This is a genomic window from Vibrio nigripulchritudo ATCC 27043 (assembly GCF_000222685.1).
In the GTDB taxonomy this organism is placed as follows: Bacteria; Pseudomonadota; Gammaproteobacteria; order Enterobacterales; family Vibrionaceae; genus Vibrio; species Vibrio nigripulchritudo.
Genome location: NZ_AFWJ01000319.1, coordinates 1 through 21358, shown reverse-complemented (window position 1 = coordinate 21358; position 21358 = coordinate 1). Strand labels below are relative to the sequence as shown.

Sequence of the window (21358 nt, the reverse complement as noted above, 5' to 3'; positions counted from 1 at the left end):
AACTGACTCTGCCTTTGATGTGGGCAGGCATTGCGTTATCTCTTTTTGAAATTAGTCCAATCTCTCTTACCGACGCCATCATTGGTGCCATGGTGGGCTATCTCTGCTTATGGAGTGTCTACCAGTTGTTTAAGCTCGCAACTGGCAAAGAAGGGATGGGTTATGGCGACTTTAAATTGCTGGCTGCGCTCGGAGCATGGTTAGGCTGGCAAAGCCTCCCTATTATCATCCTGATGTCCTCTCTGGTTGGCGTAGTCTTTGGCGTTATTCAGCTCCGTCTGCAAAAGAAAGGCATCGAACAAGCTTTTCCTTTTGGCCCTTACCTTGCGATTGCTGGGTGGATTACTCTGATGTTTGGACAAGACATCACTAACTGGTATTTCTCACATTTTCTTGGCATTTAACCACCAATCCCCGCTAGACTAACCTCAATATTGACTCAAAAGGTTTCAAATGACATTTGTAGTAGGCTTGACTGGTGGGATTGCCAGTGGCAAAACAACCGTTGCCAATCTCTTCCAAGAGCACTTTGGTATTGAGATCGTCGATGCTGATGTGATTGCGCGTGAAGTCGTGGAACCAGGCTCTGAAGGGCTGTCAAAAATCGTTGAGCATTTTGGCTCAGACATCCTTTCCACCGATGGCTCGCTGGATAGAAGTCAGCTCAGATCGCGAATTTTTGAGAATGAAAATGAAAAACTTTGGCTCAATGACTTGCTTCATCCCATGATTCGCCAGAAAATGAAACAGAACTTGGCGCTTGTTCAGTCGCCTTACGCTCTTTTGGTGGTGCCTCTCTTGGTAGAAAATAACCTTCAGTCCATGGCAGATACTGTTTTGGTGGTGGATGTGGAGAGAGACACACAAATTTCGCGTACAATGAACAGAGACGGTGTTGCAAAAGCTCAGGTAGAATCGATTTTGAGCTCTCAAGCATCTCGTGACGAGCGACTGGCTCATGCAAATCATGTGGTTGATAACAACCAAGCGGATTCGGATTTACTGTCTCAAGTGACTCAGTTACATCAACAGTTTATGTCTTTAAGCGGGCATGCTTAATAAAATGCAGGAAGGAGCAATAAGGCACTTTTCATGACCACTCACAAATTTGAACATCCATTGAATGAAAAGACTCGAATTTACTTAAGAGTGGAATCGCTATTGCGTCAAATGAGTCACGCTGCCACTAAAGTGGATACCGTTCAGTACCCACTTTTCTTCCGACCTATTTTTGATTTGCTGGAAATCTTTGAGCAAATTCAGATGAAAGCTGAGCTGGCAAAAGATCTTGAAAAGCAGCGCCTTTCCTATAAATCCTGGTTGAATGTTGAAGGCGTGAATCAGGACATGCTTCAGGCAGTTCTTGCCAATATTGATAACGTGCATAAAGACCTGATGACAGCAGAACGTTTTGGGCAGTCGTTAAAAGAAGATCGATTCCTTAGTACTATCCGTCAGCGATTTAACCTTCCTGGTGGTTCTTGTTGCTTCGATTTACCTTCCCTGCATTTTTGGCTTCATCAACCAAACGAAAACCGCCGCAGAGATATTGAAGGATGGCTAGAGACACTACAACCTCTGACGTCCGCTTTGCACTTATGGCTGCAACTTACCCGAGAAACCGGTCATGATAAACCCGTTATTGCTCGCGCGGGTTTTTATCAAAGTGATGCAGAAGAAGCCAATATTTTGCGTCTCAACATTCCTCTCGAATACGGTGTATACCCAATGATTTCGGGTCACAAAAACCGGTTTGCTATTAAGTTCATGAGTTTTGAATCCGGGCAAGCTTACCCGCACGATGTGGAATTTGACCTATCAATTTGTAGCTAAAGAATCCTCAAAGCGTGCTAAAATCTCGCTTTAACAAAACGACCAAAGAAGCCGCTATGAGCAACATCACCATCGTAAAATGTCCGACTTGCCAAGCCGATGTACAATGGGTTGAACAAAGTACTTTTCGACCATTTTGCAGTAAGAAGTGCCAGCTGATTGATTTTGGCGAATGGGCAGAGGAAGAAAAGTCGATTCCCGGCGCCCCAGATATGTCGGATTCAGACGGCTGGTCTGAAGACAATTATTAGAGAGTTCTGTCCCTAACAGCGGCTTTCCCCTGAATACAAAAAAGAGACGATTAAACGTCTCTTTTTCTTTGTGCGTAAAAGGGCGATCAGGCTCCGTAAGTCTCAAGTACTTTTTCCAGTACTGGCACATTGGCTTCCGGGAAGTCATAGTCTTTCAGTTTTTCTAACCTGACCCACTCTCCTTCCTGACCTTCCTTGCCATAGGGCTCTTCATCAAAGTCGGTTACTACGAAGAAATCAAACGCTAGTGACTTGTCTGGGTAGTCGTGTTTAAGAGCTTCAAAATGCGTAATTTCCGTTACATGAATACCGATTTCTTCATAAAGCTCTCTGACCGTTGCTTCCTGAGCACTTTCCCCTTTTTCGACCTTACCACCGGGAAACTCCCAAAAGCCGCCTTTGTGCGCTTTTGCCGGTCTTTTGGTGATGAATACCTGGTCACGTGATGCATTCAGAATAACCGCAGCTGCGATATGAACACGTTTCATTCATTGTCCTTTTGTTTTTATGTTGAGGTAGTTACCCATGATTGGGCATAACAACTGCAAGTGTATACTCAAATCCCCTGAAAACGCTATGTTCAGTTAGGTGTATACCTAAGTGACCTCAATGTTTTCCTAGCATAAAAAAACGGGTTCCCAAATGGGAACCCGTTTTTACTATGAGAATGCAATCAGCATTACTTCTTAGCAAGTTTCTCTTTAATACGAGCCGACTTACCAGAACGCTCACGTAGGTAGTACAACTTGGCACGACGTACTGCACCGCGGCGCTTAACTTCAATGCTGTCAACTAGAGGAGAGTGAGTTTGGAACGTACGCTCAACGCCTTCGCCGTTCGAGATCTTACGAACTGTGAATGCAGAGTGTAGACCACGGTTACGAACTGCGATTACAACGCCTTCGAAAGCCTGTAGACGCTCACGGTCACCTTCTTTAACTTTTACCTGAACTACAACAGTGTCACCTGGTGCAAATTTAGGTAGGTCTGATTTCATTTGCTCTTGCTCAAGAGCTTTGATGATGTTGCTCATTTTTTAAATTCCTAGAATAAACTGATACTAAATTCAATAGGTTACTTGCTTCGATATTCTCTGATGAACTCGGCAAGTAATAATTCCTGTTCGTCAGTCAGAGCTAGGTTTTCCAGAAGCTCTGGTCTTCTAATCCAGGTGCGACCCAGCGATTGCTTTAACCGCCAGCGACGAATGTCCTTGTGATTACCGGACTTCAGTACACTTGGTACCTCTTCTCCATCCAACACTTCAGGACGTGTGTAGTGAGGGCAATCCAGTAAACCATTCGCAAAGGAATCTTCCTCTGCCGACGCAAAATCCCCCAGCACCCCAGGCACAAACCTGGATACTGAATCGATAAGCGTCATGGCTGGTATCTCACCACCCGTCATCACAAAATCTCCGATTGACCATTCTTCATCAACCTCAGATTGTATGATGCGCTCATCTACCCCTTCGTACCGACCACAAATGAGAAGCAAGTTCTCGTTGGTTGCCAGTTCTTCCACTCCTTTCTGGTCGAGCTTTCGACCTTGGGGAGAAAGGTAAATGACTTTCGTCTTACCCGGTGAGTCTTGTTTGGCAGCTTGTATGGCATCGCGCAAAGGCTGAACCATCATCAACATACCAGGACCACCACCGTAAGGTCTGTCATCGACAGTGCGATGCTTGTCGTGAGTGAAATCTCTCGGATTCCATGTCTCAATCGACAATAGACCTTTTTTAACCGCTTGACCTGTTACTCCAAAATCAGTAACAGAACGGAACATTTCAGGAAACAGGCTTATTACGCCAACCCACATGTGTTCTCTCGCTCTGAAATTTTGAAGCTAGAATCCAGGATCCCAGTCAACTTCGATCCGTTGAGCCGAGCGATCAACTTGTTTGATCACTTGCTCTTCAAGGAACGGAATTAAACGTTCCTTTTGGCCAAAAGCATCTTTTAGATTCGCTTTCACTACCAAAACATCGTTCGAGCCAGTCTCTAATAGGTCAACGACCTCACCAAGGTTATACCCTTTGGTGGTGACAACTTGCATACCGAACAATTCACGCCAGTAGAACTCGTCTTCTGACAATTCAGGTAATGACGCGGGGTTGATGGCAATTTCAAAATTGGTTAGCAGGTGGGCTTCCTCGCGGATATCCAAACCTTCTAATTTACACACCATACCTTTGTTATGGCGTTTCCAACTTTCAACTTTGCATTCTACCCACTCACCCTTTTGTTTAATAAACCAAGGGCTGTAGTCGAAAATACTTTCAGCATTGTCTGTGTAGGAAAAAACTTTAAGCCAGCCGCGAATGCCGTAAGAAGCACCAAACTTACCTACAACAATTTTGTCGCCTTGCTCACTCATCGTTTCTTTATCCTTCATCGACATAAACTAATTAACTTCTTTAAAAAGAATTAAGCCGCTGCTTTAGCGTCTTTAACTAGCTTAGCTACGCGGTCAGATACTGTTGCGCCTTGGCTTACCCAGTGCTCAACGCGATCTAGATCTAGACGTAGACCTTCTTCTTGACCTTGTGCAGTTGGGTTAAAGAAACCCACTTTCTCGATGAAACGGCCAGTTGCAGCTTTGCGGCTGTCCGCTACTACGATTTGATAGAATGGACGCTTCTTAGCGCCGTGACGTGCCAAACGAATGGTTACCATGTCGTCCTCTTTGCTTTCTCAAAAATAAAATTAACCCCAGCAACTTCTCATCTTACTGAGCAGTTTGGGGTCTCGTGCCAAAATAAAGCTCCGGAATTTTACTCTTATTGCTAGGTATTGCAAGGCTTTTAGCTATTTTTTCACCACTTGTAGGGTCGACATTTTTCTGTGAGGTCGATAACAAGTTGAAAAAATACTTTTCCTAGCAAGGGTTAACGCTCTAAGCCCGTAATTCACTGTAGTTTGCAACCTAAAAACAAAAAGGGAAGCGACTGATTCGCTTCCCCTTGAAGATTGGTTTGTGGGTTATCGACCGAACGGATTAAAACCGCCGCCCATGCCTCCCATTCCACCCATCATGCCTTGCATGTTGCGCATCATGCCTTTCATGCCACCTTTCTGCATTTTCTTCATCATTTTCTGCATCTGAGTGAACTGCTTCAGCAAGCGGTTAACATCCTGTACCTGAGTACCGGAGCCCGCTGCAATACGCTTTTTACGAGAGCCTTTGATGATTTCAGGGCGCTGACGCTCTTTCATGGTCATGGAATTTATGATAGCTTCCATCTGCTTGAACATTTTGTCGTCGACTTTGTCTTTCACATTATCAGGAAGCTGAGACATGCCCGGAAGCTTGTCCATCATTCCCATCATGCCGCCCATATTCTGCATCTGACCAAGTTGCTCGCGGAAATCTTCCAGATCGAAGCCTTTCTTTTCTTTGAACTTCTTCGCCAATTTTTCGGCTTTATCCTGATCGACGTTACGCTGCAAATCTTCGATAAGAGACAGTACGTCGCCCATACCAAGAATTCGCGATGCAACACGGTCCGGATGGAAAGGTTCTAACGCATCGGTTTTCTCGCCGACACCCAAGAACTTGATTGGCTTACCTGTGATGTGGCGAACCGACAGAGCCGCACCACCACGTGCATCACCGTCTACCTTCGTCAGAATCACACCGGTTAGCGGAAGGGCATCACCAAACGCTTTCGCGGTGTTTGCTGCATCCTGACCTGTCATGGCATCAACCACGAACAACGTTTCCACTGGAGTGATAGCTGAGTGCAGCTCTTGGATCTCTTCCATCATTTCGTGGTCAACTGCCAAACGACCCGCGGTATCGACCAATAGCACGTCGTAGAATTTCTTCTTCGCGTGATCAATGGCAGCATTAGCAATGTCTATCGGCTTCTGATCAGCAGAAGACGGGAAGAAATCAACGCCCACATCACCTGCCAGCGTTTCCAACTGTTTGATCGCCGCAGGGCGGTAAACGTCGGCAGACACAACAAGCACTTTCTTCTTATCGCGTTCACTTAACAGTTTGGAAAGCTTACCGACACTGGTGGTTTTACCCGCACCTTGTAGACCCGCCATAAGAATTACAGCAGGCGGTTGCGCCGCAAGGTTAAGAGCCTCATTTGACTCTCCCATGACCGCTTCAAGCTCGTTTTGAACGATCTTGATGAATTCCTGACCTGGGGTCAGAGATTTAGAAACTTCAACGCCAACGGCGCCTTCTTTTACGCGCTTGATAAAATCGCGCACAACCGGAAGCGCAACGTCCGCTTCCAACAATGCCATGCGTACTTCGCGCAGGGTATCTTTGATATTGTCTTCGGTCAGTCGACCTTTGCCGCTGATGTTCTTCAGCGTACTGGATAGTCTATCCGTTAAATTCTCAAACATTACTTACTTCGCTCAATCAATGCGATACTTTGCCGCGAGTATACATTATATGCAGACAAGTGTCTGTCTAACCTTCCCTCAAACTTTGAAGTTACAAGTCACTGCTTATGCCCAAGCCACCTCATGATGCTGAATCTAGCATCTTGAGGTGGCTTGGGTATATAATCCTCTACCTTGACAGTAAAATTGTGAAAACCATGGAAAACTTGATTGCGGTTACAGCTGTTATTCTCTATTTCTTGGCCATTTCGACTATCGTCCCTGGTCTTGCCAATCAAACTGGCATAAAAACGCGTACCGTTTTCATCAGTGCTTTGGTTGCATTGGTTTTCCATGCATGGCTGCTGAGTGACCTTATTTTCGATGGCTCCGGGCAAAACCTCAGTATTCTGAACGTTGCATCGTTGATCAGCTTTATCATTTCGCTGGTCATGAGTGTTTCGATGTTTAAGACCCGATTGTGGTTTTTACTGCCAGTTGTATATGGGTTTTCTGCCATTAATTTATCTGCAGCGACTTTTCTTCCCAGTGCATACATAACGCATCTTGAAAACGATCCTAAGCTACTGATTCACATCTCACTGGCTTTGTTCTCTTACTCCACACTGACAATTGGTGCGCTGTATGCCCTTCAGCTTGCCTGGTTAGATCACAAACTCAAGGCAAAGAAAGCATTAGCCATAAACCCTAACCTCCCTCCTTTAATGATGGTGGAGCGCCAGCTTTTCAAGATCATTTTGATTGGCACGGTGTTGCTAACGGCAACTCTTGTGACGGGCTATGTATTTGTGCAAGACATGTTTGCTTCGGGCAAGGCTCATAAAGCCATTTTGTCTTTCGTCGCCTGGATTGTGTATAGCGTGTTGCTGTGGGGGCATTACCAGCAAGGCTGGCGCGGAAAGAAAGTCACCTGGTTTGCGGTCAGTGGAGCGACGTTGCTCACTCTTGCATACTTCGGAAGCCGCTTTGTGCGAGAGATCATTCTTAACTGATTTTAACTTGCTTTTCTTTTTCAACCGCTCTAAAAGTTGGGGAAGATAGCTTCGCTCATAAATTCACCAATTAAGTAATATAAGGACAGTTACAATTTGGATGATATATCTACGGGTGTCTTATTTGCCCTCCTGGCGGTATTGATCGTCATTTCCGGTTACTTTTCTGGTTCTGAAACGGGGATGATGTCTTTAAACCGATATCGCCTCAAACACCTCTCTAAGGAAGGTCATAAAGGAGCTCGCCGAGTAGAAAAACTACTGGATCGCCCAGATCGGTTAATTGGTCTTATTCTGATTGGCAACAACCTGGTCAATATTCTTGCATCGGCTATTGCCACCATTATCGGTATGCGATTGTATGGGGATATAGGTGTAGCCATCGCAACAGGTGCATTAACCATGGTGGTTCTGGTATTTGCAGAGGTCACACCAAAAACTCTTGCTGCCCTATACCCAGAAAAAGTGTCGTATGCCAGTTCCATCGTTCTGACGATACTCATGAAGCTGCTGTCACCTTTGGTGATGTTAGTGAACTTCATTACCAATGGTTTCCTGCGCATTCTCGGTATTCGAGCCAATCATGGTGATGATGATCACTTGAGCTCGGAAGAATTGAGAACCGTCGTAAATGAAGCAGGTGGTTTGATTCCCCGCCGTCACCAGGACATGCTGATCTCTATTCTGGATTTAGAGCATGTTACCGTGAATGACATCATGGTGCCGCGCAATGAAATAACGGGAATCGACATCAACGACGACTGGAAGTCAATTGTTCGTCAGCTCACCCACTCTCCTCACGGGCGAATAGTTCTTTACCGAGATCAGATTGATGAAGTTGTCGGCATGCTCCGACTGCGCGAAGCCTACCGTTTAATGCTCGACAAAAACGAGTTCAACAAAGAAACGCTACTGCGCGCCGCCGACGAAGTGTATTTCATTCCAGAAGCAACACCGCTGAATGTCCAGCTGTTAAAGTTCCAGCGTAATAAAGAACGTATCGGTCTAATCGTGAACGAATATGGCGACATCATCGGATTGGTGACTCTGGAAGACATTCTGGAAGAAATCGTGGGGGAATTCACCACCTCCATGGCACCAAGTTTGGCAGAAGAGATTACGCCACAGAATGATGGCAGCTTCCTGATTGAAGGCAGCGCCAATATTCGTGATATCAACAAAGGGCTGGACTGGACGCTTCCAACCGATGGACCAAGAACTCTAAATGGCTTAATTCTGGAACACTTAGAAGACATTCCAGAGAGCAAACTGAGCGTGCAGGTGGCTAACCACCCTATGGAGATCATTGATTTCACCGAGAACAAGATCAAGCTGGTCAAAGTTTATCCCTCTCAGTAATCTCAGCATTCACTCAAAAACGCCCTGCATTTGCAGGGCGTTTTGTTTTGGGCTCATTATTCTCGCCTTAAGTAAGTCAGAAATGAGACACATTAGGAACTGAATAGCAGGAATTATCGAATGCGTGAGCAATACCGCAAACCTGATTTATGATTAAGGTTAATAAATAGACACGTGTCGCTTTTAGCAATGGAGGGCATCAAATGACACTTTCTATGGACAATATGTCAGATCAAATTAAGCAGTTGAAACAACAACTCAAGCACGACCTACCCGACTACCAAAAGGCTTACACCGCCGTTTCAGAAGCGTTAGAGAAGGAAGTCGAGCGTATTCAGGAAGAAGAGAAAAAAGGTCACTCTGTTCCTGTTTATTCCTTTCAAGAAGTAGAACGTGGCTTTTCAGATCAACAAAGACAAAAAATTCAGCAAGCAGGCTGCGTCGTTATACGCGGCACGTTACCTAAAGAAGAAGCAGTACAACACAATCAGGAGCTGGAACGATACATCATCGATAATGGCTACTACGACCATACGCCAAAGGTGGAAGACAACTATTTCAGTCAGCTCAAATCAGACAAACCACAAATCTTTGGCTTGTACTGGTCTAAAGCTCAAATCTGGGCAAGGCAGCATCAGAATATGGCAACGCTGCGCAGCCATCTAAATCGACTTTGGGATTTTGAACACGATGGCGTGAAACAATTCAACCCAGATCTGGAAGTCAGCTATGCCGACCGAGTTCGTCGTCGTAGTCCGGGTGACACCTCATTAGGGCTGTCGCCACATGTTGATTCAGGCTCAATCGAGCGCTGGCTGGAACCAAACTATCGCTCTGTTTACCGTCATGTTTTCACTGGTCACTGGCAAGACTATCAAGCCTTCGATGCTCGACACCGAATTGATGTGGAAGAATTCAATTCATCGGCAGTATGTAGCGTCTTTCGTACTTTTCAGGGCTGGGTCGCACTGACTCCTCAGGGAGCCGGAGACGGCACGTTACAGTTGATTCCCAGCACGCTTTCTATGCCTTACATGTTACTTCGGGCGCTGCAAGACGATGTAGCCGACGATGACTTGTGTGGCGCACAACCAGGCAGAGCTCTAACGGTCAACAAACAGTGGCATGAACTATTACTTAAGGGGTTAGTCAGTATTCCAAAAATGGAACCGGGAGATACCGTCTGGTGGCATCCGGATACGGTTCACGCTGTCGAGGATAAGCACAGTGGCGAGGGCTATTCGAACGTTATGTTTATAGGCTCCGCACCTGATTGTGATAAGAACCGCCAGTTTTTACCAAAACAAAAATCTTCCTTTCTGGAAGGAAGAAGCTGCCCGGATTTCGCCCCTGAAGATCATGAAGTGACATACACCAATCGCGCCACGGAAAACGACCTCACTGCTCTAGGAAAACGCCAGATGGGGCTCTAAAAACAACAAAGCCCACATAACGTGGGCTTTGTAATCAAAAGAATGAGGTTTACTTCACGCTCAGCTCTTTCAGCATAGATTCTGGTAGTGCAAGATCTTCATTTTTGTTTACCGAAATTCCTGCTTCGATAATTGCTGTTGCAATCTCTTTTGCTTCATCCAGAGAGTGCATCGCAGCAGTACCACACTGGTATTCGTTCAGCTCGGGGATCTGATCCTGGCTTTCAACTTTTAACACATCTTGCATAGCTGCAAGCCATGCCTCTGCCACTTGAGATTCAACAGGCGTGCCGATAAGACTCATGTAGAAACCAGTACGACAACCCATTGGTGAAATATCGATGATTTCGATATCAGCGCCATTCAGGTGTTTACGCATGAAACCTGCGTACAGGTGCTCAAGTGTATGGATGCCCGTCTCAGACAGAATGTCTTTGTTAGGTGCCGTAAAACGAAGATCAAAAACGGTAATCGTGTCCCCTTTTGGCGTTTGCATGGTCTTTGCCACACGAACGGCAGGAGCATTCATCTTGGTGTGATCAACGGTAAAACTATCTAGTAATGGCATCGGATGAATTCCTTGTAATAACTGTTAAAAGAACCAGCTTCGGCTGCTTTCCAGTTCGTCTTTGCACTGCTTTAACTGCCAACCGTACTCTTTCGCTTGTCGCTCCACTTTTCGGGCAACCTTTTGAACGGTCGGTTTGCTTGCATATGTCTTGCGTTTAAAGCCACCTCGTCCTTCGTGGTAGGCTAAATACTGATTATAGGCATCCCATTTTGAAACGCCTAACTGCCGCTGGGTTTCGTGAGTATACCAACCTACGAACATAATGGAATCATCGAAATTGGTGCGTGAGCCGCCATGACGAGTCGCTTTCTGAAAATCGCTCCATGCTGGATCCTGTGCCTGAGCGTAACCGTATGCGCTACTGACTCTTCCCCAAGGAATAAACCCAAGAACATAGTCCTTGGGTGGTCTTGCATCATGGATAAAGCTGCTTTCCTGTTTGATGAACGCCATGGCGATGTGGATGGGCGTTCCCCACTCATCTTCCATGTCTTTTGCATCGTCATACCAACTTGGTTTTTCCCTGAAAATGTTACACAGGTTACCTTGTTGCTTAGGCGGTGGGGTCGCGCATCCTGTTAACACAACCCCAGTAATCAATAACAGAAACAGCGACTTTATTTTCATTCCATTTATTGCTTCAAATAGGCAAAGTAATCATCCAGAAACTCATCAAACGGTTGAGTTTCTGACGCTTCAATTTGTTCTTGTTTAGCGCGTGAGCGGATCACTTCTTTTTCCATGATGTCGTCGCTGTAAACTTGGTATTGGTGGTCCTGATGATGCGCTTTGTAGGCTCGACCCAGGTGCATCCCTATTCCTACAATGCCACCATGTGCTTTCGTCTCTGCCAGCAATTGACCTGAGATGGTCAGCTCTGGTTGATCTATCCAGTGCTCTAGTTCATCACAGACATCCTGATAATCAGAAGTGCCATGCTGCTTATCCATCACTTCCGCGATTTGGCGCAGATCTTTGAAGACACGATGACCCCAGTCTTGCAGTGTCAGGCGTTCGCCTTTGCATCCGATTTGCAGTTCCAGACCAACTTTTCGACCTTCAAGGATGACCTTGCTCCAGTTATCACGCCAGCACTCCAGCTCGCAATTGTCCATTTCTTCGGACTCTGAAAGTGCACACCAAGTCAGGAACAGATCCAGAAAACGAATCTGCTGTTCGTTTACGCCAACCGGGCTGAATGGGTTGACATCTAAAGAGCGAACTTCGATGTATTCCACCCCACCACGTTGCAGAGCTTCAGAAGGTTTTTCACCAGAACGGGTGACTCGTTTTGGTCGAATAGGAGCATAGAGCTCATTCTCTATCTGCAATACATTTGAATTGAGTTGTCGGTACTCACCATCCACTTTGACTCCCAGTTCTGCAAACTCTTCAGAAGGGGTATGGATAGCGGCGTTCAGACCATCGAGGTACTGACCTAGGCTGTTGAAACCAATTTTAAGTTCACTCTGTGCGCTGTTGGTGTAGCCAAGGTCGCTCAGTCGCAATGAGGTAGCTTCTGGCAAGTAAAGGGTTTCACCGATGTTCTGGAAAGGCAGTTTAGTGTCGCGCCCTTGAATAAAGGAAGGACACAGAGCTGGGGAAGCGCCGTAAAAAAACGGAATCATCCAGCCAAAGCGGTAATAGTTTCGAATGAGGGCAAAGTAAGCTTCAGATTTGGCATCCTCACGGTCTTTCTCGCCTTGCTTTCCGTAAAGCGCATCCCAGAAAGTTTCCGGAAAGGAGAAATTGAAGTGCACGCCAGAAATAACCTGCATCAAACTACCGTAGCGACGTTTCAACCCTTCGCGATACAATGTTTTCATCTTACCTGTGTTCGATTGACCGTACTGAGCTAATGCAATGTCGTCTTCATTTTGAATAAAACATGGCATTGAAAGCGGCCACAGCTTTTCGCCATCCAGCTTTTTCTGAGTGAAATGGTGCACATCCGAAAGCTGATTCAGAACCGTTTTGACGGAGTGAGACACTGGCGTAATGAATTCCAGTAAAGACTCAGAAAAGTCTGTCGTAACCCAATCATTGGTTAATGCTGAGCCGAGCTCGTAAGGGTGAGGCGTTAGTGCTAGGTGACCATCTGGCGTGTATCGCAGCGACTCTCTTTCGACGCCACGTCCATACTGCTCAAAAATAGAAGGGTCTTGTGCAACTTTCTGCAGTCGCTCGGTGAATACAGTCAAAACTCAGTTCACTTATCTGTTTAGTATCTCGCTAGAATAATCATTCTAAGCATTGATTACTATGGGATTGAAGCAAATACCAAAAAATGAGATTAGAGATCTCTTATTAAAGGCTACAGTACTGGAGGTACTTAGGGTCTGCTGACATAGCAGCCCCTACTGACATTGCAGAAAGTACCTCAGATCACTGTTATGTGTGCTTTACTTGACGATTTCAAGCTTTTCGATAGGCAGATCGAACTTTTTCAACTTCGGTGCAAGTTTTTTGGCATCACCAACCACAATGATTTGGAAATCAGAAGGGTCAAACCACTTGGCTGCAACCTGATTCAAAGTCTCGATATCAACCGTTTGAAGTAACTCATCTCGCTGCTCTAAATAATCTTCTTCCAGTGAATAAGTCAGAATACTGGAAAGCAATTGAGCCTTTTTCGATGGTGTTTCATACTTTAACGCGTCCGCCTGACCACGAGCGAGCCTCATAAACTGCATCTCTTCTTCAGTCAGACCACTGGTCGAGATTTCGTTCATTTCATTGATGATTTCCTGAATCGACTCAATGGTCACGTCTGCCCTGACTTCTGCTGAGAATACGATAAGCCCTGTCTCACGCAAACCGTAGACATAGCCGTAGGCTCCGTAAGTGTAGCCCTTATCTTCACGAAGATTCTGGTTGATGCGGCTGTTGAAGTTGCCTGACAGGTTATAGTTCGCCAGCTGTCCTAAGTGCATTTCCCCTACCGTATCAAACGGTAAGCCCTGACGTACCAGTCTGATGACGCTTTGCGGCGCTCCCGGCTTGTCTATCAGATAAATCTTCTGGTCTTCAGGTGCTTTGATCACCTGAGGTGTAAACAGCGGTGCTGAATGCCCTTCCCATTTATTCAGAAACTCCAGAGACTTTTTGGCTTCACGCTTTTTAATGTCTCCGACAATCACGACTTGCGCACCTTGCGGCGTGTAGTGTTCCTTGTAGAACTGCTTCACATCATCCAGCGTCAGGCTGCTGATGGACGCCATACTTCCATCGCTGGAACGGCTGAATCGGCTTCCTGCAAACAGTACTTGTCGAGTTGCTTGAGAAGCTAACCAACTTGGCTTCTGGTGTTCATAAACAATGCCCTGAATCGCCTGCTGTTTGATTCGATCAAAATCGGCTTCTTCAAAGGCAGGCTGACGAATCATTTCTTCAACCAGTTCTATAGTTTCCGACAAATTCTTTTCTAGCGCAGAAACACTGATCACCGTGGAGTAAGAGCCTGCATCAAATGAGATATAACTGCCTAGTCGATCAAGCTCGGTTTGAATTTCCTGAGCAGAACGCTTTGCAGTGCCTTCCATCATCATTTCGGCAGTGAGATTTGCTAAGCCTTCCTGACCCTCTGGGACATATCGATTACCCGCTGGGAGTTTTATATCCAGTTGTACCGTTGGCGTTTCGTCACTGACGGTTCCAAGGATCTCAACCCCACTGTCCAGGAAGATACGATACAAATCGGGCATGGTTCCTTTCACCGCGCCGGACACAGGTGGCATAACTGAACGATCAAAGTCGTCCACCGCTTTGCGGTAAACCAAATCTGACTCTTTAACTTCTTGGTATTCAGGTAAAGTTCGAGGTGGAGTGGTGAAAGTGGCAGGTTTGACAGCCCAATTCGTTTTGCTTCGCGGTACAACGCTGAGCACCACTTTGTGCTGGTTAGCTAGGTAGTCCTGATAAGCTGTGGCAACGCTTTCTGGCGTGACTGCACGCAGCTGCTCCAATTCGTATTCAATTCGATCTGGTTGCCCAAAAAAGGTTTCGTTCGACGCCAATTGCGTTACCTTGCCACGCACGCTTTCCAGGCTGAAAATTGCATTCGCTTCAGCACGCCCAATCAGGGTCTCAAGCTGAGATTCAGACACGCCCTCTTTGGACCAGTCAGACAAGGTTTCCATCAATTCATCATAAAGCGGCTTCAGCTTGCCTTTCTCTCCGGAATTGCCCATCAAATAAACACTCATGGAACACGCGAGCTCAGCACAGTTGTGATACGCACCTGCATTGACAGCTTTACCCGTCTGAACAAACTGTTGGTACAACACACTATTTTTGCCATCGCCTAATATTGTGGAAAGCATTTCCAAAGAGGCATCGGACTCGTGCCCCTGATATTCGGTTGGCCAAGACACCACTAACATTGGTTGTTGAATGCGATCTTCCAGCGTGATGAATTTATCTTCCGTCAAGTTGGCGGGCTGCTTTTCTGCGGCTTTAACTTCTGGACCTACAGGAATGGTACCGAAGTACTTATTGATCCATTGAAGTGTCTCTTCGGTATCGAAATCGCCACCGATAGTCAGCGTTGCATTATTAGGACCGTACCATTTTAGAAAGAACGCTTTCAGGTCGTTGACGTTTACACGATCAAGATCTTCGACATAACCGATCGGCTGCCATGAATAAGGATGACCTTCTGGGTACATGGCTTCGCCGATGCGTTCCCACATTAGACCGTAAGGGCGGTTATCGTAGTTTTGGGCGCGTTCGTTTTTAACGGTATCACGTTGAATTTCAAACTTTCTTTGAGAAACCGCATCAAGCAGGAACCCCATTCGGTCGGACTCTAGCCACAGGATTTTCTCTAACTGGTTCGCCGGAACGGTTTCAAAATAGTTGGTGCGGTCGCGGTTCGTCGTACCATTTAAGGTTCCACCCGCTTCAGTGATCAACCTGAAATGCTCTTGATCACCTACGTTTTCACTTCCCTGAAACATCATGTGCTCAAAGAAATGAGCGAACCCTGACTTTCCGATTTCTTCTCTGGCACTGCCCACGTGATATGTCACATCAACATGCACTAGAGGATCTGACCCATCAGGAGCCAGAATAACGGTTAAGCCGTTGTCCAGTACGTATTTACTGTAGGGAATAACAACCTTGTCAGATTGTGGTTTAACTTCTTCAACAAGGGTGATCCCTTCTGGTACAGAAGAGAAAAATGAAACAGGTGCAAGAGAGGAACAGCCCGCAATGAACACGGACGCAGCTGCACCAAACCAGATTTTTCTCATGAATGCTCCTTAAAAACCTGCGAATGCCGCCGCAATAACGCTATAGCGTATTGCTTTACCTATGGCGATGAGAATTAAACAAGGCAAAAACTTCATTCTGAGCCACCCTGCCGCAAGGCATAATGGGTCGCCAATAATGGGAAGCCAGCTAAATAGAAGAGTGATATAGCCATATTGCTTTAGCCACTGTAAAGCTTTATGACCATGTTTTTCCGATTGGGTTCGATTTGGTAAGAAAAGTCCTATCCAATAGTTAGTTAAACCGCCCAGCGTGTTGCCAATGGTGACGACAAATATCAACTGAGCTACTGGATATTGATTGAGTTTTAACGCAGCAACTAAGCTGGCTTCTGAGCCTCCCGGTAGGAGAGTTGCCCCCAAAAAACCTGTTGAAAATAAGACCCAGAGTACAGATTGGCTAAACCATTCGGTCAAGCCATCTAGCATTTCATATCAAGCAGTATCTTGCCTCTGGTGTGCCCGGTTTCAACTTGATCATGAGCTTTGGCAACATCAGTGTATGGGAAGATCTGCTGGACTTCGGTTTTCAAAATACCAACACCGACCATGTACAGCATGGTATCCATCTGCTCGATGTCTGGATCAACCAACATACCTGTGGCTTCAAAGCCCAGCATTTTGGCTTTTTCGCAGATCAAATCTACAGTGATGGTAGGAACCGTCACAACTCGAGCGTTGTCTTTGAGGCATTTGAGTGCATCAAGCGCCGCATCGCCACCGACAAGATCAATCAACACGTCTACGTCTTCGACACGCTCAGAAACAGGGGCAAACTGATAGTTGATGGCGTGAGCGCCAAGCGTGGCAAGGTAATCCAGATTATCTTCGCCACAAGTGGTAAATACCTCGGCTTGCGCCGCAACGGCTATCTGAACAGCAAGGTGGCCAACACCGCCTGCTCCCGCCAGAATCAATACGCGATCATTAGCGGTAACACCCGCCAAGTTCAAAGCCTGTGCGGCAGTTTGACCGGCAACAGGTAACACCGCAGCAGCTTCTAGGGTGACGCTATCTGGCACAAGACTGAGTGAGTCTTCTTTTACACAAATATATTGACTATATCCGCCAGCATCGGCAGGAAACCCAACTAAACCCGCAACAAAGTTTCCGACTTCAAAGGTCTTGGTTCCGGTACCACATTTCTCGACCACACCTGAGACGTCGTAACCTGGGGTCCAGGGTAGGTTGTCTTTATTAGCTTCGGCTGCCCAACCCAACCCTTTACGCGTTTTCACATCAATGGGATTCACACCTGCGAAATGGACTTTTACCAGCACTTCACCTTCTGCGGGTTCTGGGATAGCCTCACTTTGAATGGCTAATACGTCAGTCTCACCAAACTGGGTTATCACCACTTTTTTGTTGTCCGTCATACACAAGTTCCCTTGATGCTCAAAAAAATGAAAGGGATGCAGAAGCATCCCTTTGACTATAAACCATTTTACAACGATTGGTTAACCACCAGATCGCAAATTCGTTGAACGTTATCCCACTAATGCTAATAAGATACCCGCAGCAACAGCACTTCCCAGTACCCCAGCAACGTTTGGTCCCATTGCGTGCATCAGCAGGAAGTTCTGTGGATTCGACTCAAGCCCCACCTTATTAACCACTCGCGCAGCCATAGGTACAGCAGATACACCAGCTGCGCCAATCAATGGGTTGATGTCTTCTTTCGAGAACTTATTCAATAACTTAGCCATCATAACACCAGCGCCCGTACCGATACTGAATGCCACAGCACCTAACCCCAAGATACCCAGAGTTTCAAAGTTCAGGAACTGCTCTGCCTGCAGCTTGGAACCCACACCCAGTCCAAGGAAGATGGTCACGATATTGATAAGCTCGTTTTGTGCTGTGTTCGACAGACGATCGACCACGCCCGCTTCTCGCATCAGGTTCCCCAAGCAGAACATACCCACTAGTGGTGTTGCAGCAGGGAGGAACAGGATCGTCATAACCAGTACAGCAAGCGGGAATAACACCTTCTCCACTTTACTAACGTGACGAAGCTGAGCCATCTGGATCTTACGTTCTTCTGGATTGGTCAGCGCTTTCATGATTGGTGGCTGAATAATCGGCACCAACGCCATGTAGCTGTATGCCGCCACCGCAATCGCACCAAGCAGATCAGGCGATAGCTGACTTGCCAGGAAGATAGCCGTTGGACCATCCGCACCACCGATGATGGCGATGGAGGATGCATCCTGCATGGAAAACTCCATTCCAGGCACATAGTTAAGCAAGATGGCACCAAACAACGTGGCGAAAATACCAAACTGAGCCGCCGCCCCTAGCCACAAGGTTTTCGGGTTAGCAATCAAGGCACCAAAGTCCGTCATCGCCCCTACGCCCATAAAGATGAGCAGTGGGAATACTCCGGATTCGATCCCGATGTAGTAAACGTAATAAAGCAGACCGCCTTCATCGGTGAAACCCGCATTGGGGATATTTGCCAACACGGCACCAAACCCAATCGGAAGCAAGAGCAAAGGCTCAAAGCCTTTGGCAATAGCTAGATAAAGCAGAATACAACCTACAAGGATCATGCATAGCTGACCAAACTCGAAGTTAGCGATCCCTGTTTCAGCCCATAAGGTCAACAATCCTTCCATGATGCTCCCTTACGCAAGGCTTAGTAGAGGCGCGCCAACTGTCACGGCATCACCTTCTTTCACGTGGATATCCTGAACGACTCCACCACGTGCAGCTCGTACTTCGGTTTCCATCTTCATGGCTTCCAGAATCAAAAGCACATCGCCTTCTGATACCTCAGAACCCGGCAAAACATTCACCTTGAAAATGTTACCAGCGAGAGGAGCAGGCACAGCTTCACCTGCAGATGGAGCAGGTGCCGCTGCTGGAGCAGCCTGAGGCGCTGACGCAGGAACGACAGAAGTAAGCTGACCTTGAGGACCAACTTCAACATCGTATACCTGACCGTCCACTTTCACGCTGTACGCTTCAACGCTGCCTACCGTATTAGCCGCTGGTGCCGCTTCAGGTGCAGGAGTCGATTCATTTCCTGGTGCAGGTTCAAATGCGTCTGGGTTGTTACGGTTTTTCAGGAACTTCAAACCAACTTGTGGGAACAGCGCGTAAGTAAGTACGTCATCGACTGTGTCATCCGCAAGGGAGATGCCATCTTCTTTTGCTTTGGCCAGTAATTCATCGGTAAGCGTGTGAAGCTCTGCTTCCAGAAGATCCGCTGGTCGGCAAGTTACAGGCTCTGCACCTTCAAGCACCTTAGCCTGAAGTTCAGCATTCAGTTCTGCTGGCGCCGCGCCGTACTCGCCTTTTAGTAGGCCTGCAGTCTCTTTAGTGATGCTCTTGTAGCGTTCGCCAGTTAGAACATTGATCACAGACTGTGTCCCTACAATCTGAGAAGTAGGTGTTACTAATGGAATGTAGCCAAGATCTTTACGAACGCGAGGGATCTCTTCCAATACCTCATCTAAGCGATCCGCTGCACCCTGCTCTTTCAACTGACCTTCCATATTCGTCAACATGCCACCAGGAACCTGGGCAATAAGAATACGAGAGTCTACGCCTTTCAGTTGACCTTCCCATTTTGCGTATTTCTTACGCACTTCACGGAAATAAGCAGCAATCGGCTCAAGTTGGTCAAGTTTCAGGTTGGTGTCGCGTTCAGTGCCTTCCAGCATTGCAACGACTGTTTCCGTTGGCGTGTGACCGTAAGTACAACTCATTGAAGAGATTGCCGTATCCAGAATATCGACACCGGCTTCGATTGCTTTCACTGCCGTTGCAGTAGAAAGACCCGTTGTAGCATGACAGTGAAGTGCCAGTGGTACATCACAAGAGGCTTTGATGCGGCTGATCAGTTCTTCTGCTTCATATGGTTTGAGAAGACCAGACATATCTTTGATACATAAAGAGTGACAACCCAGATCTTCCAATTCTTTGGCAAGATCCACCCAAGTATCCGCGTTATGAACCGGGCTGGTTGTATAAGAAAGTGTGCCTTGAGCGTGCGCGCCTACATCCACAGTCGCTTTTACTGCTTTCTGGAAGTTACGTACATCGTTCATTGCATCAAAGATACGGAACACGTCCATGCCATTTGCATGAGCGCGCTCGACAAATTTCTCGACTACATCATCGGCATAATGACGGTAGCCCAGTAGGTTTTGACCGCGCAATAGCATCTGCATTGGCGTATTTGGCATTGCCTTTTTTAGTTCGCGCAGGCGCTCCCAAGGATCTTCCCCTAAAAAGCGGATACACGCATCGAATGTTGCGCCACCCCAAGTTTCCAGTGACCAGTACCCAACTTTATCTAGTTCCGCCGCGATGGGTAACATATCTTCAATACGCATGCGCGTGGCAAACAAAGACTGGTGTGCGTCGCGCAGCACCACGTCAGTAAGAGCAAGTGGTTTAGACATGCTGATTAACTCCTTTTAATTTTTATCCGACATTACTTCGCAGCGGACGTACGATGCTGGTGAATTGCAGCGGAAATAGCAGCAACCACTTGCGGCTGTACGCCAGAAGTACTGGATTGAATTTTTTTTGCTTGTACTGGTGCAATATTCGGCTGGGGTGCTTCTTCAGGCACCAACTTGGACATTAGCCGAACAAGAAAAACGAGAATGGTTAGGAAGATAAATACCACGGCCATGCCAGTAAGCATAAGAACCGCTGCATCTCCTAGCAGGCTTCCAATATTAGTCATGTTGCTTCCTTTCTATGTCATCCTGACAATGCTTATGCTCACCTTCCCTCAATATGGTGGACATAAGTGGTCTAGGATTATCGCGATTGGTAAAATTTTGTCAATTTTGTTTAATAATGTAACCAAGATCCTGCACAAACATGCGACTTTTTTGAGTACTTATTACATACAAATACGCCACATATCCGGAATTTCACCATAGTTACTATGGCTTTTACCAAACATAATGAAATTCTGTATCGAATACTGAGAGGAAGTTAAAAAAATAATTTTTATTCTTTTAAAACAATAGGATGTAATAATAAAGATAAAAAAATGCTACAGAATTGTTAAAGACATAAAAAAGCCTCGCGATTGCGAGGCTTAAGAAATGATGGCGCGCTCGGAAGGATTCGAACCTTCGACCGCCTGGTTCGTAGCCAGGTACTCTATCCAGCTGAGCTACGAGCGCGCTGTTTTCGATATCACTTTGAGTAATATCAGGACTGTAAAGCCCTAAATAGTGGCGCGTCCTGGAGGATTCGAACCTCCGACCGCCTGGTTCGTAGCCAGGTACTCTATCCAGCTGAGCTAAGGA

22 protein-coding genes and 1 tRNA gene are annotated in these 21358 nt (G+C 46.5%); 7 read left to right on the top strand and 16 right to left on the bottom strand.

The features are described 5' to 3' along the window. From RH89_RS27055 to yacG, 4 genes are all read left to right on the top strand, one after another. The coding region (locus RH89_RS27055) for a prepilin peptidase (RefSeq protein WP_038147553.1) at positions 1 to 404 on the top strand (404 nt) is incomplete at its 5' end. A 49-nt stretch (positions 405 to 453) separates the two neighbouring features. Further along, the gene (gene coaE / locus RH89_RS27050; protein ID WP_004408894.1) at positions 454 to 1059 is read left to right on the top strand and encodes a dephospho-CoA kinase; all 606 of its coding nucleotides are present in this window, start codon (positions 454 to 456) and stop codon (positions 1057 to 1059) included. 33 nt (positions 1060 to 1092) lie between these two features. Continuing rightward, complete coding sequence (gene zapD / locus RH89_RS27045; RefSeq protein ID WP_004408893.1) at positions 1093 to 1833, top strand: cell division protein ZapD; 741 nt, start codon at positions 1093 to 1095, stop codon at positions 1831 to 1833. A 56-nt stretch (positions 1834 to 1889) separates the two neighbouring features. Continuing rightward, on the top strand, positions 1890 to 2084 hold the full coding sequence (gene yacG / locus RH89_RS27040; RefSeq protein ID WP_004408892.1) for a DNA gyrase inhibitor YacG: 195 nt from the start codon (positions 1890 to 1892) through the stop codon (positions 2082 to 2084). An 86-nt stretch (positions 2085 to 2170) separates the two neighbouring features. Here the strand turns inward: yacG and mutT are convergent, their stop codons facing one another. The 6 genes from mutT to ffh all read right to left on the bottom strand — a co-directional run bounded on the left by mutT (position 2171) and on the right by ffh (position 6451). Next, a complete protein-coding gene (mutT, locus tag RH89_RS27035; RefSeq protein WP_004408891.1) occupies positions 2171 to 2572 on the bottom strand; it encodes an 8-oxo-dGTP diphosphatase MutT in 402 nt (133 codons plus the stop codon). Positions 2573 to 2763: 191 nt separating this feature from the next. Further along, positions 2764 to 3117, bottom strand: a complete 354-nt coding sequence (gene rplS, locus RH89_RS27030) for a 50S ribosomal protein L19 (protein WP_004408890.1) — start codon at positions 3115 to 3117, stop codon at positions 2764 to 2766. Between the two features lie 41 nt (positions 3118 to 3158). Further along, positions 3159 to 3902, bottom strand: coding sequence for a tRNA (guanosine(37)-N1)-methyltransferase TrmD (trmD, locus tag RH89_RS27025; RefSeq protein WP_004408889.1), 744 nt, complete (start codon positions 3900 to 3902; stop codon positions 3159 to 3161). A gap of 27 nt (positions 3903 to 3929) precedes the next feature. After that, a complete protein-coding gene (gene rimM / locus RH89_RS27020; protein WP_022599632.1) occupies positions 3930 to 4484 on the bottom strand; it encodes a ribosome maturation factor RimM in 555 nt (184 codons plus the stop codon). A gap of 26 nt (positions 4485 to 4510) precedes the next feature. Continuing rightward, a complete protein-coding gene (gene rpsP / locus RH89_RS27015) occupies positions 4511 to 4759 on the bottom strand; it encodes a 30S ribosomal protein S16 (protein ID WP_004408887.1) in 249 nt (82 codons plus the stop codon). Positions 4760 to 5065: 306 nt separating this feature from the next. Then, positions 5066 to 6451 carry a signal recognition particle protein gene (gene ffh / locus RH89_RS27010; protein WP_004408886.1) on the bottom strand — a complete coding sequence of 462 codons (1386 nt, stop codon included), beginning with the start codon at positions 6449 to 6451 and terminating at the stop codon, positions 5066 to 5068. A gap of 197 nt (positions 6452 to 6648) precedes the next feature. On the opposite strand from ffh, the gene RH89_RS27005 reads away from it, so the two are divergent. The 3 genes from RH89_RS27005 to RH89_RS26995 all read left to right on the top strand — a co-directional run bounded on the left by RH89_RS27005 (position 6649) and on the right by RH89_RS26995 (position 10235). Next, the gene (locus tag RH89_RS27005; protein WP_004408885.1) at positions 6649 to 7443 is read left to right on the top strand and encodes a cytochrome C assembly family protein; all 795 of its coding nucleotides are present in this window, start codon (positions 6649 to 6651) and stop codon (positions 7441 to 7443) included. 96 nt (positions 7444 to 7539) lie between these two features. After that, a complete protein-coding gene (locus RH89_RS27000; RefSeq protein ID WP_004408884.1) occupies positions 7540 to 8802 on the top strand; it encodes an HlyC/CorC family transporter in 1263 nt (420 codons plus the stop codon). A gap of 203 nt (positions 8803 to 9005) precedes the next feature. Next, entirely contained in the window at positions 9006 to 10235 is a 1230-nt protein-coding gene (locus tag RH89_RS26995; RefSeq protein ID WP_004408883.1) for a YbiU family protein, read from the top strand. A 49-nt stretch (positions 10236 to 10284) separates the two neighbouring features. Here RH89_RS26995 and luxS read toward each other — a convergent pair whose 3' ends face one another. The 10 genes from luxS to RH89_RS26945 all read right to left on the bottom strand — a co-directional run bounded on the left by luxS (position 10285) and on the right by RH89_RS26945 (position 21232). Further along, entirely contained in the window at positions 10285 to 10803 is a 519-nt protein-coding gene (luxS, locus tag RH89_RS26990; RefSeq protein WP_004408881.1) for an S-ribosylhomocysteine lyase, read from the bottom strand. 24 nt (positions 10804 to 10827) lie between these two features. After that, on the bottom strand, positions 10828 to 11433 hold the full coding sequence (locus tag RH89_RS26985) for a transglycosylase SLT domain-containing protein (protein ID WP_004408878.1): 606 nt from the start codon (positions 11431 to 11433) through the stop codon (positions 10828 to 10830). A gap of 5 nt (positions 11434 to 11438) precedes the next feature. Then, positions 11439 to 13007 (bottom strand): glutamate--cysteine ligase, encoded by a 1569-nt coding sequence (gene gshA, locus RH89_RS26980; protein WP_004408877.1) that lies wholly within the window; start codon positions 13005 to 13007, stop codon positions 11439 to 11441. 201 nt (positions 13008 to 13208) lie between these two features. Beyond that, positions 13209 to 16061, bottom strand: a complete 2853-nt coding sequence (locus tag RH89_RS26975; protein WP_004408875.1) for a M16 family metallopeptidase — start codon at positions 16059 to 16061, stop codon at positions 13209 to 13211. A 9-nt stretch (positions 16062 to 16070) separates the two neighbouring features. Beyond that, the gene (locus tag RH89_RS26970; RefSeq protein WP_004408872.1) at positions 16071 to 16508 is read right to left on the bottom strand and encodes a YqaA family protein; all 438 of its coding nucleotides are present in this window, start codon (positions 16506 to 16508) and stop codon (positions 16071 to 16073) included. Beyond that, positions 16502 to 17455 (bottom strand): NADP-dependent oxidoreductase, encoded by a 954-nt coding sequence (locus RH89_RS26965; RefSeq protein WP_004408869.1) that lies wholly within the window; start codon positions 17453 to 17455, stop codon positions 16502 to 16504. The genes RH89_RS26970 and RH89_RS26965 overlap by 7 nt, the downstream gene beginning before the upstream one ends. Before the next feature lie 111 nt (positions 17456 to 17566). Beyond that, positions 17567 to 18697, bottom strand: coding sequence for a sodium ion-translocating decarboxylase subunit beta (locus tag RH89_RS26960; protein ID WP_004408867.1), 1131 nt, complete (start codon positions 18695 to 18697; stop codon positions 17567 to 17569). A gap of 9 nt (positions 18698 to 18706) precedes the next feature. Beyond that, entirely contained in the window at positions 18707 to 20491 is a 1785-nt protein-coding gene (oadA, locus tag RH89_RS26955; RefSeq protein ID WP_004408865.1) for a sodium-extruding oxaloacetate decarboxylase subunit alpha, read from the bottom strand. 32 nt (positions 20492 to 20523) lie between these two features. Next, positions 20524 to 20781 carry an oxaloacetate decarboxylase subunit gamma gene (locus RH89_RS26950; RefSeq protein ID WP_004408863.1) on the bottom strand — a complete coding sequence of 86 codons (258 nt, stop codon included), beginning with the start codon at positions 20779 to 20781 and terminating at the stop codon, positions 20524 to 20526. A 374-nt stretch (positions 20782 to 21155) separates the two neighbouring features. Beyond that, positions 21156 to 21232: transfer RNA gene (locus RH89_RS26945), tRNA-Arg, on the bottom strand. Positions 21233 to 21358: the final 126 nt, after the last annotated feature.